Consider the following 14,843-nt stretch of genomic DNA (forward strand, 5'->3'; position numbering starts at 1 on the left):
CGTGACTGCTTTCAGCGGCGGTCGGCCGCAAACATCGGGCCGCCCTTGCTTGCAGGGAAGCCATAGCCGTTGATCATCACGAGATCGATATCGCTGGCGCGGGCGGCGATGCCTTCCGCAAGCAACACCTCGCCTTCGGTGGCCATGGCTTTCAGCAGGCGCCCGACGATCTCTTCAGCGGTGAAGCTCCTCGGTACAATGCCTTTTTCGGCGCGAGCGGCTTCGATCATGGCCGCTACCTCGGGATCAACAGTCCGTTTGCCGTTGGGATAGGCATACCAGCCGCGGCCGGTCTTCTGGCCGAAACGGCCGGCTTCGCAGAGCCGGTCGGCGATGACGACGTAGCGCTCCGAGGGATCGCGTGTTGCGGCCTGCCGCTTGCGGCGCGCCCAGGCGATTTCCAAACCTGCCATATCGAACACAGCAAAAGGCCCCATCGGAAAGCCGTAGGCCTCCAGTGCTGCGTCGATCTCCTGCGGCGACGCGCCATCCTCGATCATATATTCCGCTTCGCGGCGATAGGAGGAAAAGATGCGGTTGCCGATGAAGCCTTCGGTGACGCCCGATACGACAGGCAGTTTGCCGAGCCCCTTTGCCAGGGCAAGGGCTGTCGCCAGCACGTCAGGCGCCGTCTGCTTGCAGTGCACGACTTCGAGGAGCCGCATGATATTGGCGGGCGAGAAGAAGTGCAGGCCGACGACACGCTCTGGTCGTTGCGTTGCGGCGGCGATTACGTCTGGATTCAGATAGCTTGTATTGGTCGCAAGGATCGCATCGGCACGAACGATCGCATCGAGGCGCTGGAAGAGCTCGGTCTTGACGGTGAGATCATCGAAAACGGCTTCGATGACGATATCGGCTTTTGCGAGCTCTTGAATCTCCGCCGTCACGGTCAGCCGGCTGAGGCGATCTTCGCGGCCAGCTGTATCGAGGCGACCGGATTGCACGGCCTTGTCGAGTAGGCCGGCGATGCGCTCGCGCCCTTTGTCAGCCGCTTCGGCATTTTGCTCGACGCCGATGACGCGGTAGCCGCCGTTGAGAGCGGAGACCGCGATGCCCGAACCCATCAGGCCGGTGCCGACGATGCCGATGGTTTCGATCTTGCGAGCAGCGACGCCCTCCAGTCCCTCGACCTTGCCAGCGGCACGCTCCGCGAAGAAGACATGCCGCAACGCCGCGGCCTCTTCGCTGTCGCGGAGGGTAATAAAGGTGCGGCGTTCCTCGGCAAGCCCTTCCGATAAAGGCATCGTCGCCGCCAAACGCACGAGACGGACGGCTTCGGCCGGTGCACACTGGCCGCGCGCCTTGCGCAATGCGTCCGATGCCGCCTTGTCGATCGCATCTGCAGCTTCCGGGGGAACGGTCAGCGATCCCGAGCGGCGTAACGATGCGACGTTGGCCGCCTTGGCGTCGGCGACAGCTTCGGCGATTAATTCATCTTTGGCCACGCCGTCGACGATACCGAGCTTGAGTGCTTCGGCAGCCGATATAATGCGTGCATTGGCGATCATGTCGATGGCGGCAGCGATGCCGGTGAGGCGCGGCAGGCGCTGCGTGCCGCCGGCGCCGGGTATGATGCCGAGCTTGACTTCCGGCAGGCCGAGCTTCGCGGTCGGCGCGGCAAGGCGGTGATGGCAGGCGAGCGCCACTTCCAGCCCGCCGCCGAGGGCCACGCCATTGATCGCGGCGACAACGGGTTTGGCAAAGGCTTCGATGCGGGCGATGACATCAGGTAGATGCGGCTCGACCGGCGGCTTGCCGAATTCCTTGATATCGGCGCCGCCGATGAAGCTGTTGCCTGCACCGGTGAGCACGATGCCGGCAATATTGCCATCCTTCTCCGCATGGTCGAATGCAGCCATCAGGCCGACCCGGACATCGGCAGAGAGCGCGTTGACGGGCGCATTGTTGATGGTGACGACGAGAATCCCGTCGGTCAGCGCCGCTGAGATGGTGTCCGAAAAGCGCAATGCCGACATGATCTTGACCGCCTATATTATTCCGGAATGACTGCCGTTGCCTGGATCTCGATCTTGGCACGATCTTCGACGAGGGCGACGACCTGCACAGCGGCCATGGCCGGGAAATGCCGGCCGATGATCTCGCGATAGGCCTGTCCGATCCCCTTCAGATTGCCGAGATATTCCTGCTTGTCGGTGAAATACCAGGTCATCGAGGTGATGTGCTTCGGCTCGGCGCCGCCTTCTGCAAGAATTGCAACGACATTCTTCAGCGTTTGGCGCACCTGCTCGACGAAATCGTCGCTTTCGAATTCGCAGGCGGCATTCCAGCCGACTTGGCCGCCGACGAACACCATGCGGCCCGTGGCCGCCATGCCATTGGCATAGCCGATCGGCTTGGCCCAGCCCTCAGGTTGCAGGATGGTGTGCATCGGTCGTCTCCAGATGAGAGGTCAGTACGGCGCGGATATCCTCCGGCCATTCAAGGGATTTATGCGTATCGAGCGAAGTGGCGACGACGCGGTGCTTGGCCGTCCACAGCACATGGCCGTTTGCCGAAACCTGGTGTTCGAGATCGAGCGAGGAACGGCCGACACCACGGACTGCAAGGACGAATTCGAGATCGTCACCCTGCAGGCCCGGCTTGATGAAGGTCAGATCGAGCCGCACGGTGGGGACACCAATGCGGCGGTCGTCGATCAACTTTCGCCAGGAGAAGCCGATCGAGGCGAAATAGTCTTCCAGCACCCCGACAAGGATGTTCAGATAGGATGGGAAATAGGCGATCCCCGAGGGATCGCAATCTCCGAAGCGCAGAGGTCTGGTGGTCTTGAATGCCACGGCGGGCCTCAGTTCGAAAAGGCGGCGATGCCGGTGATGGCGCGGCCGAGAATGAGGGCGTGAATGTCGTGGGTGCCCTCATAGGTGTTGACCACTTCGAGGTTAACGAGGTGGCGCGCGATGCCGAATTCGTCCGAGATGCCGTTACCTCCCAGCATGTCGCGGGCGGCGCGGGCGATATCCAGCGCCTTTCCGCAGCTGTTGCGCTTGAGGATGGAGGTCAGCTCGACAGGCGGATGGCCTTCCTCCTTCATGCGGCCGAGGCGCAGGCAACCCTGTAGGCCGAGCGTGATTTCCGTCACCATGTCGGCAAGCTTCTTTTGGATCAGCTGGTTGGCGGCGAGGGGACGGCCGAACTGTTTGCGGTCGAGCACATATTGGCGTGCCCTGGCATAGCAATCCTCGGCGGCGCCGAGCGCACCCCAGGCGATGCCGAAGCGTGCGGAGTTGAGGCAGGTGAAGGGACCCTTGAGGCCGGATACATTCGGCATCAGGTTTTCCTCGGGCACGAAGACATTATCCATGACGACTTCACCCGTTATGGAGGCGCGCAGGCCCACCTTGCCGTGGATGGCAGGTGCGGAGAGGCCCTTCCAGCCCTTTTCAAGGATGAAGCCGCGGATAAGACCATCCTCGGTCTTCGCCCAGACGACGAAAACATCGGCGATCGGCGCGTTCGAAATCCAGGTCTTGGCGCCGGTCAGGCTATAGCCGCCATCGACCTTCTTTGCGCGTGTGACCATCGAGCCGGGATCGGAGCCATGGTTCGGTTCGGTGAGGCCGAAGCAGCCGATCCATTCGCCGGTCGCCAGCTTCGGCAGGTACTTCTGCTTCTGCGCTTCCGAACCAAAGGTCTCGATCGGCACCATGACGAGCGAGGACTGCACGCTCATCATCGAGCGGTAGCCGCTGTCGACGCGCTCGACCTCGCGAGCAATAAGGCCGTAGGCGACATAGCTGAGGCCGGCGCCGCCATATTCGGGAGAAATGGTCGGACCAAGCAGGCCGAGCTCGCCCATTTCGCGGAAGATCGCCGGATCGGTCTTTTCATGGCGGAAGGCTTCGAGGACGCGGGGCGCGAGCTTTTCCTGCGCGTAGGAATGCGCGGTATCCAGCACCATCCTTTCGTCGTCGCTCAGCTGCTCCGTCAGCCGGAACGGATCGGCCCAGTCGAAAATCTCGCGGCTCATGCTGGTATCTCCCATTAATTGGTCTTCAAAAGTTCGCGCGCGATGATGAGTTTCTGAACTTCTGTTGCACCTTCATAGATGCGAAGCGCGCGGATCTCCCGATAGAGTTTTTCCGTTATCTCGCCCGATTTCACGCCGCGCCCGCCAAAAAGCTGGACGGCGCGGTCGATGACATTTTGCGCGGTTTCCGTCGCAGTCATCTTGGCCATGGCGGCTTCGCGCGTCGTCGGTAAGCGCTGCACGTCGCGGCGCCAGGCCGCCCGGTAGGTGAGCAGTGCCGCCGCGTCGATGCCGGTCGCCATATCGCCGAGGGCGGCCTGCGTCAACTGAAGGTCGGCCAACGCCGCGCCGAACATCGGACGTGACCGCGCATGGGCAAGCGATTCATCGAGCGCGCGACGGGCAAAGCCGAGGCCGGCAGCGGCGACAGAGGCGCGGAAGATATCGAGCGTGCGCATGGCGATCTTGAAGCCTTCGCCTGACGCGCCGAGGCGGCGCGATGCGGGAATGCGGCAATTATGAAAACGGATCGTCGCCAGTGGATGCGGCGCGATCACTTCGATGCGCTCGGCAATCGAGAAGCCGGGATCGTCGGCAAAGACGACGAAGGCCGAGATGCCTCGGGTTCCCGGCGCTTCGCCGGTGCGCGCGAAGACGGTGTAAACGTCGGCAATGCCTCCATTGGAAATCCAGGTCTTCTCGCCGTCGAGGACATAGTGATCGCCATCGGGGCGGGCAGCGCAGCTCATCGCGGCCACATCGGAGCCGGCATCCTTTTCCGACAGCGCAAAGGCGGCGAGCCATTCGCCGGAGCGCACCTTGGGCAGGACGGTCGAGCGCAATTCGGGCGAGCCGGAAAGGCCGATGGCGCCGGTGCCGAGCCCCTGCATGGCAAAGGCGAAATCGGCAAGGCCGTCATGCCAGGCCAGGGTTTCGCGGGCGAGGCAGACCATGCGGGAATCGATCAGCGGTTCGCTATCGGACGCGCCTGTCGCGGCCGCTAGAAGCCCGGCTTCGCCCAGCACCTTGACCAGCGTGCGGCATGCGCCATCGACATCGGCGTGATCGATGGAAGCCATGATGCCCGACCTCGCGAAGGCGTCGACCTCGGCGGCAAAACGGTGATGGCGCTCCTCGAAGAAGGGCCAATCCAGATGATCGCGGGTCGGGCCGGGGAGGCTGCTTGCCGTGGACATCAGCTCAATCCCCCTGGAATTCAGGCCGGCGCTTGGCCGCGAAGGCTTCGAAAGCGCGGCGGAAATCTTGCGTCGCCATACAGATCGCCTGCGCCTGCGCTTCGGATTCGATCATTTCGTCAATGCCCATCGCCCATTCCTGGTTCAGCATGGTCTTGGTCATGCCGTGCGCGAACCATGGGCCGTCGGCCAGCGAGCGGGCGAGTTTGAGCGCTTCGTTTTCGAGCTCGGCGCTGGCGTGCAGGCTGTTATAGAAGCCCCAGGCCTGTCCTTCCGCAGATGTCATCGAGCGGCCGGTAAAGAGAAGCTCGGCGGCGCGGCTCTGGCCGATGATGCGGGGCAGGATGCCGCAGGCGCCCATGTCCGCGCCGGCAAGGCCGACGCGGGTGAAGAGGAAGGCAGTCTTGGCTTCGGGCGTTGCCAGCCTCAGGTCAGAGGCCATGGCAAGGATGGCGCCGGCGCCGGCGCAAATGCCGTCCACCGCCGAGATGATCGGTTGCGGGCATTTGCGCATCGCCTTGACGAGATCGCCGGTCATGCGTGTGAAGGCCAGAAGCTCGGGCATCGCCATGCGCGTCAGCGGCTCGATGATCTCGAAGACGTCGCCGCCGGAGGAGAAATTGCCACCCGCGCCCGTCAGCACGATGGCGCGGATATCCGAAGCGTAAACGAGGTCGCGGAACAGATCGCGCAGTTCGGCATAGCTATCGAAGGTCAGCGGGTTCTTACGTTCCGGACGGTTCAGGCGGATGGTGGCGACACGGCCATCTTCGCTGACATCCCAGAGGAAATGATCAGGCTTATAATCCTTGAAGGGCTTCAAATGTCCCTTCATCGTCATGTCCCGATCGCTCATCCCTCAAACCTCCCCACCGGCAACCGCGATTGCCTGTCCATTGATCGATGCCGCAGCCGGCGAGGCCAGCCACAGCACGGTATCGGCAACTTCTTCCGACGTGACGAGCCGTCCCTGCGGATTGGATTTCGTGAATTCGGCAAGCGCCTGTTCCGCTGTTCGACCGGTCTTGGCGACAATCGTCTCAATCGAGCGCTGGATGATCGGCGTGTCGGTAAAGCCGGGGCAGACGGCATTGACCGTGATGCCGGTCTTCGCCAGTTCCAGTGCGAGCGAGCGCGTCAGGCCGACGACGCCATGCTTGGCGGCGACGTAAGCCGAAACGTAACCGTATCCCTTCAAGCCGGCCGTCGAGGCTATGTTGATGATGCGCGCGCCGGGACCGTAAGCCTTTAGGTCGGTAAGGGCTGCCTGCGTCACCACGAAGACGCCTGTCAGGTCAACCGAGAGGACGTGGTTCCAGGCCTCGAGGCTCGTCTTCTCGAAGGCTGCGCTCGGTGCCTCACCGGCATTGTTGACGAGGATATCGACGGAGCCGAACTTCTGACGTGCCTTGGCAAGGCCCTGGGAGACGGCTTCAGGGCTGGTGACATCGAAGCCATCGACCACGAATGCCTGGGCGCCGATTTCGGCGGCAACTGCTTGCAGCGGCTCGCGGCGGCGACCCGCGAGGCTGACGTGCGCGCCCTCGGCGGCAAGCGCCTTGGCGATCGCGGCACCGATGCCGCTGCCGGCCCCGGTGACGAGGGCGTGATGGCCGGCGAGCTTGCCCGAAATCGTCATTTCATCCTCATTTCGCCGGGGCTGCCGTGGCCGCACGGGCAAGGTTGGTTTCATACTGCGTCTTGCCGGAAAGATATTGCTTCGGCCAGGGAATGGAAGTCAGCCCGATCTTGGCAGCTTCATGCAGTGCCCAGGCCGGATCGGCCAGATGCGGGCGGGCGATGGCGCAGAGATCGGCGCGGCCGGCGGCGATGATCGAATTGGCGTGGTCAGCTTCCGAGATCGCGCCGACGGCGATCGTCGGGATGCCGATCTCGTTACGGATCTTGTCGGAGAAGGGCGTCTGGAACAGGCGGCCATAGACGGGCTTTTCCTGCTTCGACACCTGGCCCGAAGAGCAGTCGATCAGGTCGGCACCGGCCTCCTTGAACATGCGGGCGAAGATCGCCGCATCTTCCGGCGTGTTGCCTCCGTCAGTCCAGTCGTGGCAGGAGAGACGAACGGAGATCGGCTTGTCCGCCGGCCAGATGGCGCGCATTGCCCTAAAGACCTCCAGGGGATAGCGAGCGCGATTCTCATGGCTGCCGCCATATTCGTCGTCGCGCAGATTGGTGAGCGGCGACAGGAAGCTCGAAAGCAGATAGCCGTGGGCGCAATGCAGTTCCAGCCAGTCCGCGCCGGTCTCAATGGCGAGCTCGGTCGAGCGGATGAAGTCGGCCTTGACGCGATCCATGTCGGCGCGGTCCATGGCCTTCGGCACTTGGCTGTTCTTGAGGTAGGGGATTGCTGATGCCGAGATTAGCGGCCAGTCGCCTTCGGAGAGCGGCTGGTCGATGCCCTCCCACGCGAGCTTCGTCGCGCCCTTGCGGCCGGCATGGCCGAGCTGGATGCCGACTTTGGCGGCGCTGTTCGTGTGCACGAAATCGGCGAGGCGCTTCCACTGCGCCACCTGCTCGTTATTCCAGAGACCGAGGCAGCCGGGGGTGATGCGGGCGTCTGGGGTAACGCAGGTCATTTCCGCGAAGATCAGCCCTGCACCTCCAAGCGCGCGAGAGCCGAGATGGACGATGTGGAAATCGTTCATCACGCCATTGTCAGCTGAGTACATCGCCATAGGCGACATGACGATACGGTTGATAAGTTGGACATCGCGCAGTCGGTAGGGCGTGAACATCGGCGGCAGGCAGCGATCATTGCCGACGTCGAGGCCGGATTTTTCGGCGAACCAGCGCTCATAGCCTTCGAGCCAGGTCTTGTCGCGCAGCCGGAGATTTTCGTGGCTGATGCGCTGCGAGCGAGTCAGCATCGAATACATGAACTGCGGCGGCTCGAGCGTATCGGCATAGCGGCGGCCGACGACTTCGAACCATTCCATCGCATTGCGCGCGGCGTTCTGAATGCGGGCGACATCGACGCGGCGGATTTCCTCGTAGGTTTCGAGGACGGCCGGTATCTTGTCTTTGCCGTGCCCATGAATCTGGAACTGCCGGGTTAGCTCGATGGCATCGTCGATGGCGAGCTTCGTGCCGGAGCCGATGGCGAAATGCGCGGTGTGGGCGGCATCCCCCATCAGAACGACGTGGGAATTGCCGTTGAAATGGCTCCACTTGCCGCAGATCAGGCGGTTGAAATTCAGCCAGGCCGAGCCGCGGATATGGCGGGCATTGGTCATCAGCGAAGCGCCTTCGAGCACTTCGGCGAACAGGTTTTCGCAGAAGGCGATGGAGCCGTCCTGATCCATCCTGTCGAGGCCATGGGCAAGATAGGCCTCTTCCGTCGTCTCAACGATGAAGGTCGAGGTCTTGTCGTCAAACTTGTAGATATGCGCCTGGAACCAGCCGTGATCGGTGCGGCGGAAATCGAAGGTGAAGGCGTCGAAAAGCTTGTTGGTGCCGAGCCAGATATAGCGGTTCGGCCGGGTGATCATGTCAGGCTGGAAGACTTCCGGATAATGATTGCGGATCTTGGAATTGAGGCCGTCCGAGCCGATGATCAGATCGGCATCGGGATAGTCGAGATCGGAGTTGACCTCCGTCTCGAAGATGAGCTCGACTCCGAGCACTTCGCAGCGGCGCTGCAGAATATTGAGCAGCTTCTTTCGCCCGATGCCGACAAAGCCGTGGCCGGACGTGCGCTGGCGGGTGCCCTTAAACAGGACCTCGATATCGTCCCAATGGTTGAAGGCATCCTCGATCTCGGCAGCACTTTCCGGATCCCATTCCCGCATCGAAACCATAGTCGCGTCGGAGAAGACGACGCCCCAGCCGAAGGTGTCATAGGGACGGTTGCGCTCGACGACGCGGATGGAGTGTTCAGGATGGAGCTTCTTCATTAGAAGCGCGAAGTAGAGCCCTGCGGGGCCGCCGCCGATACAGACGATGCGCATCGCTTTCCCTCCTTATTCGGCTGGAGCCGACCTCAAAATAATTTAAGTTTAAAATATCTTGTTGGAGCCACTCGTCAAGGCTTTTCCTGCTCCAATATGCAGCCTGTGGGCACTCATAATAGCAGGAAAATCGAAAATAGCCTTTTTGAATCAATCAGAAGCCAAAAATATTTTAGGCTTAAAATTTCTTGCTTGAACATTGCAGCCTTCGGTGCGATCTTTTTTTAGCAATGCCACATGCGCCGAGGGGAAACGGCTGTCGTGGCGATCGATCGATAAGAATGTGGGAGCAAGGCAATGCTGGGACCGACCGGTCATACCGATACATTCACGCGAGACAATCTGCCCCCTTTCGACCAATGGCCGGAACTGCGGATGGAGGGTTTCGATTATCCGGAATGGCTGAATGCCGGCTTCGAACTCAGTGACCGGATGGTCGAAAAGGGTTTCGCCGATCACGTGGCCCTGATCGGTAATGGCCGTCGTCGCACCTACAAGGAACTGGCGGACTGGACCAATCGCATCGCCCACGCGCTTGTCGAGGATTTCGGCGTCAAGCCGGGCAATCGCGTTCTCATCCGCTCCGGCAACAACCCAGCCATGATTGCTTGCTGGCTGGCGGTGACGAAGGTCGGTGCCGTCGCCGTCAATACCATGCCGATGCTGCGGGCCGGAGAGCTTTCGAAGATCATCGACAAGGCGGAGATCTCCTTTGCGCTTTGCGATACGAGGCTACTGGAGGAACTCGTCACAGCCGCCAAAGACAGTCGGTTCCTGAAGCAGGTCGTCGGTTTCGACGGCACCGCCAACCATGATGCCGAACTCGACCGGATCGCGCTCAACAAGCCCGTTCGCTTCGAGCCGGTCAAAACCGGGCGTGACGATGTGGCGCTGCTCGGCTTCACCTCGGGCTCGACGGGTGTGCCGAAGGCCACCATGCACTTTCATCGAGATATCCTGATCATTGCCGACGCCTATGCCAAGGAAGTCCTGCAGGTGACGCCGGATGACGTCTTCATCGGCTCGCCGCCGATCGCCTTTACCTTCGGTCTCGGCGGTCTGGTCGTCTTCCCCTTGCGCTTCGGCGCATCGACGGCGCTGCTCGAAAACGCCTCGCCGAAGAATATGGTCGAGATCATCCAGGAGTACGGCGCGACCATCAGCTTCACGGCGCCGACGGCCTATCGCGCCATGCTGGCGGCGATGGAAGAGGGGGCGGATCTGTCTTCACTTCGTATCGCCGTTTCGGCCGGCGAGACGCTGCCAGGCCCGATTTTCGAGGAATGGACGCGCAAGACCGGCAAGCCCATCCTCGATGGCATCGGCTCGACCGAGATGCTGCATATCTTCATTTCCAACCGCCTGTCCGACGCCAAGCCGAACTGCACGGGCAAGCCGCTGACGGGCTATGAGGCCCGCGTTGTCGATGACGATATGAACGAGGTTCCGCGTGGGGTTATCGGCAAACTCGTCGTTCGCGGGCCGATCGGCTGCCGTTATCTCGCCGACCACAGACAGGCCGACTACGTGCGAGATGGCTGGAATCTGACGGGCGACAGCTTCATTCAGGATGAGGACGGCTATTTCCATTTTGCCGCCCGTTCCGACGACATCATTCTTTCGGCCGGTTACAATATTGCCGGACCGGAAGTAGAAGCAGCCCTTCTTTCGCATGCCGATGTGCTGGAATGTGGCGTCGTCGGTAAGCCCGACGAAGAAAGGGGCCATATCGTGCAGGCGCATGTGGTGCTGGCACCCGGCATCGTTGCCTCGGATCTGCAGGTTCGCAAGCTGCAGGATCATGTGAAGGCGGTCATCGCGCCCTACAAATATCCGCGTTCCATTATCTTCGTCGAAGCTCTGCCGAAGACGGAATCGGGCAAGATACAGCGTTTCCGCCTGCGCAACTGAACGTCCGAGTGCTTATCAGGCAGCGTTTTCCTGGCCCGTCTCGCGACCGAGCCAATGCGGATCGATTTCCGGCAGGGGAATGGCGTCGAGCAGCATTCGCGTATAGGCGGAAGCCGGCGCCGTGAAGACGCGCTCGCAATCGCCTTCCTCCTCGACACGGCCATGGCGCAGGACATAGACGCGGTCGCAGACGGCGCGGATGACGGAGAGATCGTGGCTGATGAACGCCATTGAGAGGCCGAGATCGCGCGAAAGCTCCTTCAGTAGATTCAGAACCTGGGCCTGGGTCGACACGTCGAGGCCGGAGACGATCTCGTCGGCGAGTACGAAATCCGGCTTCAGCAGAGCGGCACGCGCGATGCCGATGCGCTGGCGCTGGCCACCAGAGAGTTCATGCGGATTGCGGTCGAGGCATGCCTGAGGCAGCGTCACGCGTTCGAGAATTGCGGCAACCTGCCGCTCAGCTTCTTTCCGGTCCGAAGCCAGCCGATGTAGCAGTAACGGCTCGACGAGGATGCGGCGGATCGTGTGGCGCGGATTGAGCGAGGCCATCGGATCTTGAAAGATCATCTGCATGCGGCGGCGTAGCGGCCGCATCTCTGAATCGGGCAGATGCGCGATGTCTCGGCCATCGAAATGAATGCTGCCTGCCGTCACATCGACCAGCCGCAGCAGAGCGCGGCCGAGCGTTGTTTTGCCCGAACCGCTTTCGCCGACGATGCCGACGGTTTCGCCACGGCGGATATCGACATCGACGCCGTGCAGCACCTTGATGCCAAGGCCTGGCGGTCCGAAAAGATGTTTCTTGGCACCATAGGTGACCTCGATACCTTTGGCCGACAGCAGATGCTCGGAAACACTCATCGACTTCCCTCCGGAATGCCGATCTCGCGGCGCAATTGTTCGAAAACGGCTTGCGGCACCGGCGTCAGCCCGGCATCCGGCCGGTCGTAGCGCGGCCCGGCCGATAGCAATGATTTCGTGTAGATATGCTTGGGATGCGTCAGCACGTCGCTCGTGCGTCCGTCTTCGATCACCTTGCCTGCGTAGAGCAGCGTCACGCTGTCGCAGATCTGGGCGACGACGCCGAGATCGTGGGTGACGAAGATGACGGCAGTGCCATGCGCTTCCTGCAGGCCGCGGATCAGCCGCAGGATCTGCTTCTGCACGGTGACGTCGAGCGCGGTGGTCGGCTCGTCGGCGACCACCAGTTTCGGCTCCAGCGCGAAGGCGGCGGCGATCAGGATGCGCTGCCGCATCCCTCCGGACAATTCGTGGGGATAGGCGCGCAGTACACGCTCGGGATCGCGGATATGCACTTCCTCCAACAGCTTTAGTGCCCGCAGTCGGGCGTCGCCCGATGATAGGCCCCGCTTCAACCGCAGGCCGTCGGTCAGTTGCGCCTCGATGCGCCGGCCGGGATTGAGGGCGGTTTGCGGGTCCTGCGGGATCAGCGAGATTTCGCTGCCCATGATATCTCGCAATTCCCTGGCGGAGAGCGTGAGCAGGTCGCGGTTCTCGAACAATATCGAGCCGTTTGTGATGCGGACGCTGCGCGGCAGTATGCCGAGCAGGGCCTTGGCGATGGTGGATTTTCCGGCGCCGCTTTCGCCCACAAGACCGCGCACTTCGCCGCGCGTGAGCGTCAGGGAAACATCACGCAGGATCAGTGCGCTGCCGTCGCGGTCGGATATGGCGCTGAGGCCCGTCATGGAGAGAAGCGGAGATGTCATCGGCGCATCACCGGATCGAGGGCGCGGCGCAGACCGTCACCGAGTTGATTGAAGGCAAGCACCGTCGCGAAGAGCGCGATCAGCGGTACGACCAGTACCCACCAGCCCTGATAGATCATCTGCCGCCCCTCGGCGATCATGCCGCCCCAGGTCGGCGTATCGGAAGCGACCGACAGGCCGACGAAGGACAGGATAGCTTCGACGATGACGGCAATGCCCATTTCCAGGCTGACGAGGGCGATCAGCACCGGCGTCACATTGGGCAGGATTTCGCTGAAGAGGATTCTGGCCCGCGAAAAGCCGATCGTGTGGGCGGCGGTCACATAATCCATCCGCGCCTGCGCCTGCGTTTCCGAGCGCACGACACGGCAGAAGCGCGTCCAGTCGATGATGACGATGGCCGCGATGACCGAGTGCACGCCGGAACCGAAGACCGCAACCAGCAGAATCGACAGCAGCACCGGCGGGAAGGCCATCCAGATATCGACGAGGCGGGAGATCGCCTTGTCGATCCAGCCGCCATACCAGCCGGCGAGAAGGCCGAGCAGCGTGCCGATCAGGGCCGCAAGCCCGGCCGCGACGAAGGCGACCGTGAGAGCGATGCGTGTGCCGAAGATGGCGCGCGACAGCACGTCGCGGCCGAGATCGTCGGTGCCGAATAGGAAGCCCGGATCGGAACCCTCGATCCATGCCGGCGGTAAGGTGCCGGACATCAGATCCTGCTCCAGCGGGTCCTTCGGTGCGATGTAAGGAGCAAAGATCGCAAGGATGATTAGGATGAGGATGAAGCCGCCGCCGAAGATTACTTTCGGCTCGGCGAGCAGCGCGCGAATGCGTTTCGTCATTCTGGAAGGCGAGCGCGATATGGCGGGCGAGGTGACGTCAGCCATGGGCGAGCCTCGGATTGAAGGCCGCGACCAGCAGATCGACCGCCAGATTGACGAGAATGAAAAGAGCGCCGAAGACCAGCACCAGCCCCTGGATCAGCGGCAGGTCGCGGTTGATGACGGCATCGATCGCCATGTTGCCGATGCCGGGATAGGCGAAGATGCGTTCGACGATAACGGTGCCGCCGATCAGGAAGGTAAATTGCACGCCGGTCAGCGCGATGGTCGGGCCGACGGCATTGCGCAGCGCCTCCTGCAGCACCAGCCGCAGCTCGGACATGCCCTTAAGTTTGGCAAGCAGAATATAGTCCTGCACCATGGCCTCGGAGAGAGCGGCCTTCAACACGCGGGCGATGATGGCCGCCAGCGGCAGGCCGAGCGCCAGGACCGGCATGACCATATGGGCGCAGATGTCCGTGAAGATACCGAAGCGAAACGTTACAAGGCTTTCAATGAGGTAGAAGGGGGTCGTGAACTGCGCGTCGATACTCGGATCGATGCGGCCGGAGAGTGGGAAAAGCGGAAAAAGAACGCCGAGGACAAGGACCAGCGCCAGCGCCCAGACAAAATCCGGAACAGCCAGCAAAAGGCCGTTCAGGCTGTCGATCACAGGTTCGAAAATCGTGCGGCGGGCGAGCGTGCCAACGACGGCAACCGTGCCACCGAGAAGAACCGCCAGGACCAGCGCAGCAAAGGCAAGCTCCAGCGTTGCGGGAAGGCGCTCGCCGAGCAGGGAGAGCACATCGCGCTTCAGGGAGATCGATGTCCCGAAATCGCCTATCAGGACCGATTTCAGCCAGAGCCAGAATTGCGTAGTCAGGCTCGCATCGAGCCCATAGTGGACGCGCAGCGCGGCGATGTCGGCAGGGCTTGCGCCCGGCGAGATCATCATCGCGATCGGATCGCCCGGTACGACGCGCAGCAGGACGAAGACGATCACCGCCACTCCGAAGAGGGTGATCGCGGCCATGATCAGCCGGTTGAGAATGGAGACTGCTATCATGCGTTATGAGTTCCGATGGCACGGCTGTGGCGCTGAAGAGTCCTAAGCCCCTCATCCGCCCTCCTGAGCCTGTCGAAGGGCGGGCCCCTTCTCCCCGTTTTGACGGGGAGAAGGGGAAAGAGGCACCTGCAGCCTACCCCTAACAACGTGCTCCGGC

13 protein-coding genes are annotated in these 14,843 nt (G+C 62.0%); 1 reads left to right on the plus strand and 12 read right to left on the minus strand.

All coding sequences use genetic code 11. From position 1 onward, the window contains the following. Positions 1–11: 11 nt before the first annotated feature. Genes FBZ99_RS06680 through FBZ99_RS06715 form a run of 8 tightly spaced genes read right to left on the minus strand, consistent with a single transcriptional unit; the run spans position 12 to position 9,152 of the window. Entirely contained in the window at positions 12–1,979 is a 1,968-nt protein-coding gene (locus FBZ99_RS06680; RefSeq protein WP_145632064.1) for a 3-hydroxyacyl-CoA dehydrogenase NAD-binding domain-containing protein, read from the minus strand. 17 nt (positions 1,980–1,996) lie between these two features. Continuing rightward, positions 1,997–2,392: a RidA family protein gene (locus tag FBZ99_RS06685; RefSeq protein WP_069611780.1), complete on the minus strand. Its 396-nt coding sequence runs from the start codon at positions 2,390–2,392 to the stop codon at positions 1,997–1,999. Next, positions 2,370–2,801: an acyl-CoA thioesterase gene (locus tag FBZ99_RS06690; RefSeq protein WP_145632066.1), complete on the minus strand. Its 432-nt coding sequence runs from the start codon at positions 2,799–2,801 to the stop codon at positions 2,370–2,372. The genes FBZ99_RS06685 and FBZ99_RS06690 overlap by 23 nt, the downstream gene beginning before the upstream one ends. Positions 2,802–2,809: 8 nt before the next feature. Continuing rightward, entirely contained in the window at positions 2,810–3,991 is a 1,182-nt protein-coding gene (locus FBZ99_RS06695) for an acyl-CoA dehydrogenase (protein ID WP_113351660.1), read from the minus strand. A 14-nt stretch (positions 3,992–4,005) separates the two neighbouring features. After that, positions 4,006–5,187, minus strand: a complete 1,182-nt coding sequence (locus FBZ99_RS06700; RefSeq protein ID WP_145632068.1) for an acyl-CoA dehydrogenase family protein — start codon at positions 5,185–5,187, stop codon at positions 4,006–4,008. 4 nt (positions 5,188–5,191) lie between these two features. Further along, complete coding sequence (locus FBZ99_RS06705) at positions 5,192–6,043, minus strand: enoyl-CoA hydratase family protein (protein WP_145632070.1); 852 nt, start codon at positions 6,041–6,043, stop codon at positions 5,192–5,194. 3 nt (positions 6,044–6,046) lie between these two features. Continuing rightward, positions 6,047–6,826, minus strand: coding sequence for an SDR family NAD(P)-dependent oxidoreductase (locus tag FBZ99_RS06710; protein ID WP_145632073.1), 780 nt, complete (start codon positions 6,824–6,826; stop codon positions 6,047–6,049). A gap of 7 nt (positions 6,827–6,833) precedes the next feature. Next, complete coding sequence (locus FBZ99_RS06715) at positions 6,834–9,152, minus strand: bifunctional salicylyl-CoA 5-hydroxylase/oxidoreductase (protein WP_145632075.1); 2,319 nt, start codon at positions 9,150–9,152, stop codon at positions 6,834–6,836. A 297-nt stretch (positions 9,153–9,449) separates the two neighbouring features. On the opposite strand from FBZ99_RS06715, the gene FBZ99_RS06720 reads away from it, so the two are divergent. Continuing rightward, positions 9,450–11,063 (plus strand): AMP-binding protein, encoded by a 1,614-nt coding sequence (locus FBZ99_RS06720; protein WP_145632077.1) that lies wholly within the window; start codon positions 9,450–9,452, stop codon positions 11,061–11,063. A gap of 15 nt (positions 11,064–11,078) precedes the next feature. Here the strand turns inward: FBZ99_RS06720 and FBZ99_RS06725 are convergent, their stop codons facing one another. Genes FBZ99_RS06725 through FBZ99_RS06740 form a run of 4 tightly spaced genes read right to left on the minus strand, consistent with a single transcriptional unit; the run spans position 11,079 to position 14,686 of the window. Then, on the minus strand, positions 11,079–11,927 hold the full coding sequence (locus tag FBZ99_RS06725) for an ATP-binding cassette domain-containing protein (protein WP_145316222.1): 849 nt from the start codon (positions 11,925–11,927) through the stop codon (positions 11,079–11,081). Next, positions 11,924–12,796, minus strand: coding sequence for an ABC transporter ATP-binding protein (locus FBZ99_RS06730; protein ID WP_145316224.1), 873 nt, complete (start codon positions 12,794–12,796; stop codon positions 11,924–11,926). The genes FBZ99_RS06725 and FBZ99_RS06730 overlap by 4 nt, the downstream gene beginning before the upstream one ends. After that, complete coding sequence (locus FBZ99_RS06735; protein WP_145632079.1) at positions 12,793–13,686, minus strand: ABC transporter permease; 894 nt, start codon at positions 13,684–13,686, stop codon at positions 12,793–12,795. Before FBZ99_RS06735 ends, FBZ99_RS06730 begins: the two co-directional genes overlap by 4 nt. Beyond that, a complete protein-coding gene (locus FBZ99_RS06740) occupies positions 13,679–14,686 on the minus strand; it encodes an ABC transporter permease (RefSeq protein ID WP_145632081.1) in 1,008 nt (335 codons plus the stop codon). The genes FBZ99_RS06735 and FBZ99_RS06740 overlap by 8 nt, the downstream gene beginning before the upstream one ends. Positions 14,687–14,843 lie beyond the last annotated feature (157 nt).

This window comes from Rhizobium sp. ERR 1071 (assembly GCF_007828675.1).
Lineage (GTDB): Bacteria > Pseudomonadota > Alphaproteobacteria > Rhizobiales > Rhizobiaceae > Rhizobium > Rhizobium dioscoreae.

Bases quoted from the DNA above. Each gene is read 5' to 3' on its own strand.
- FBZ99_RS06680 (WP_145632064.1), bottom strand. From the start codon at position 1,979: ATGTCGGCATTGCGCTTTTCGGACACCATCTCAGCGGCGCTGACCGAC.
- FBZ99_RS06685 (WP_069611780.1), bottom strand. From the start codon at position 2,392: ATGCACACCATCCTGCAACCTGAGGGCTGGGCCAAGCCGATCGGCTAT.
- FBZ99_RS06695 (WP_113351660.1), bottom strand. From the start codon at position 3,991: ATGAGCCGCGAGATTTTCGACTGGGCCGATCCGTTCCGGCTGACGGAG.
- FBZ99_RS06700 (WP_145632068.1), bottom strand. From the start codon at position 5,187: ATGTCCACGGCAAGCAGCCTCCCCGGCCCGACCCGCGATCATCTGGAT.
- FBZ99_RS06705 (WP_145632070.1), bottom strand. From the start codon at position 6,043: ATGAGCGATCGGGACATGACGATGAAGGGACATTTGAAGCCCTTCAAG.
- FBZ99_RS06710 (WP_145632073.1), bottom strand. From the start codon at position 6,826: ATGACGATTTCGGGCAAGCTCGCCGGCCATCACGCCCTCGTCACCGGG.
- FBZ99_RS06715 (WP_145632075.1), bottom strand. From the start codon at position 9,152: ATGCGCATCGTCTGTATCGGCGGCGGCCCCGCAGGGCTCTACTTCGCG.
- FBZ99_RS06720 (WP_145632077.1), top strand. From the start codon at position 9,450: ATGCTGGGACCGACCGGTCATACCGATACATTCACGCGAGACAATCTG.
- FBZ99_RS06725 (WP_145316222.1), bottom strand. From the start codon at position 11,927: ATGAGTGTTTCCGAGCATCTGCTGTCGGCCAAAGGTATCGAGGTCACC.
- FBZ99_RS06730 (WP_145316224.1), bottom strand. From the start codon at position 12,796: ATGACATCTCCGCTTCTCTCCATGACGGGCCTCAGCGCCATATCCGAC.
- FBZ99_RS06735 (WP_145632079.1), bottom strand. From the start codon at position 13,686: ATGGCTGACGTCACCTCGCCCGCCATATCGCGCTCGCCTTCCAGAATG.
- FBZ99_RS06740 (WP_145632081.1), bottom strand. From the start codon at position 14,686: ATGATAGCAGTCTCCATTCTCAACCGGCTGATCATGGCCGCGATCACC.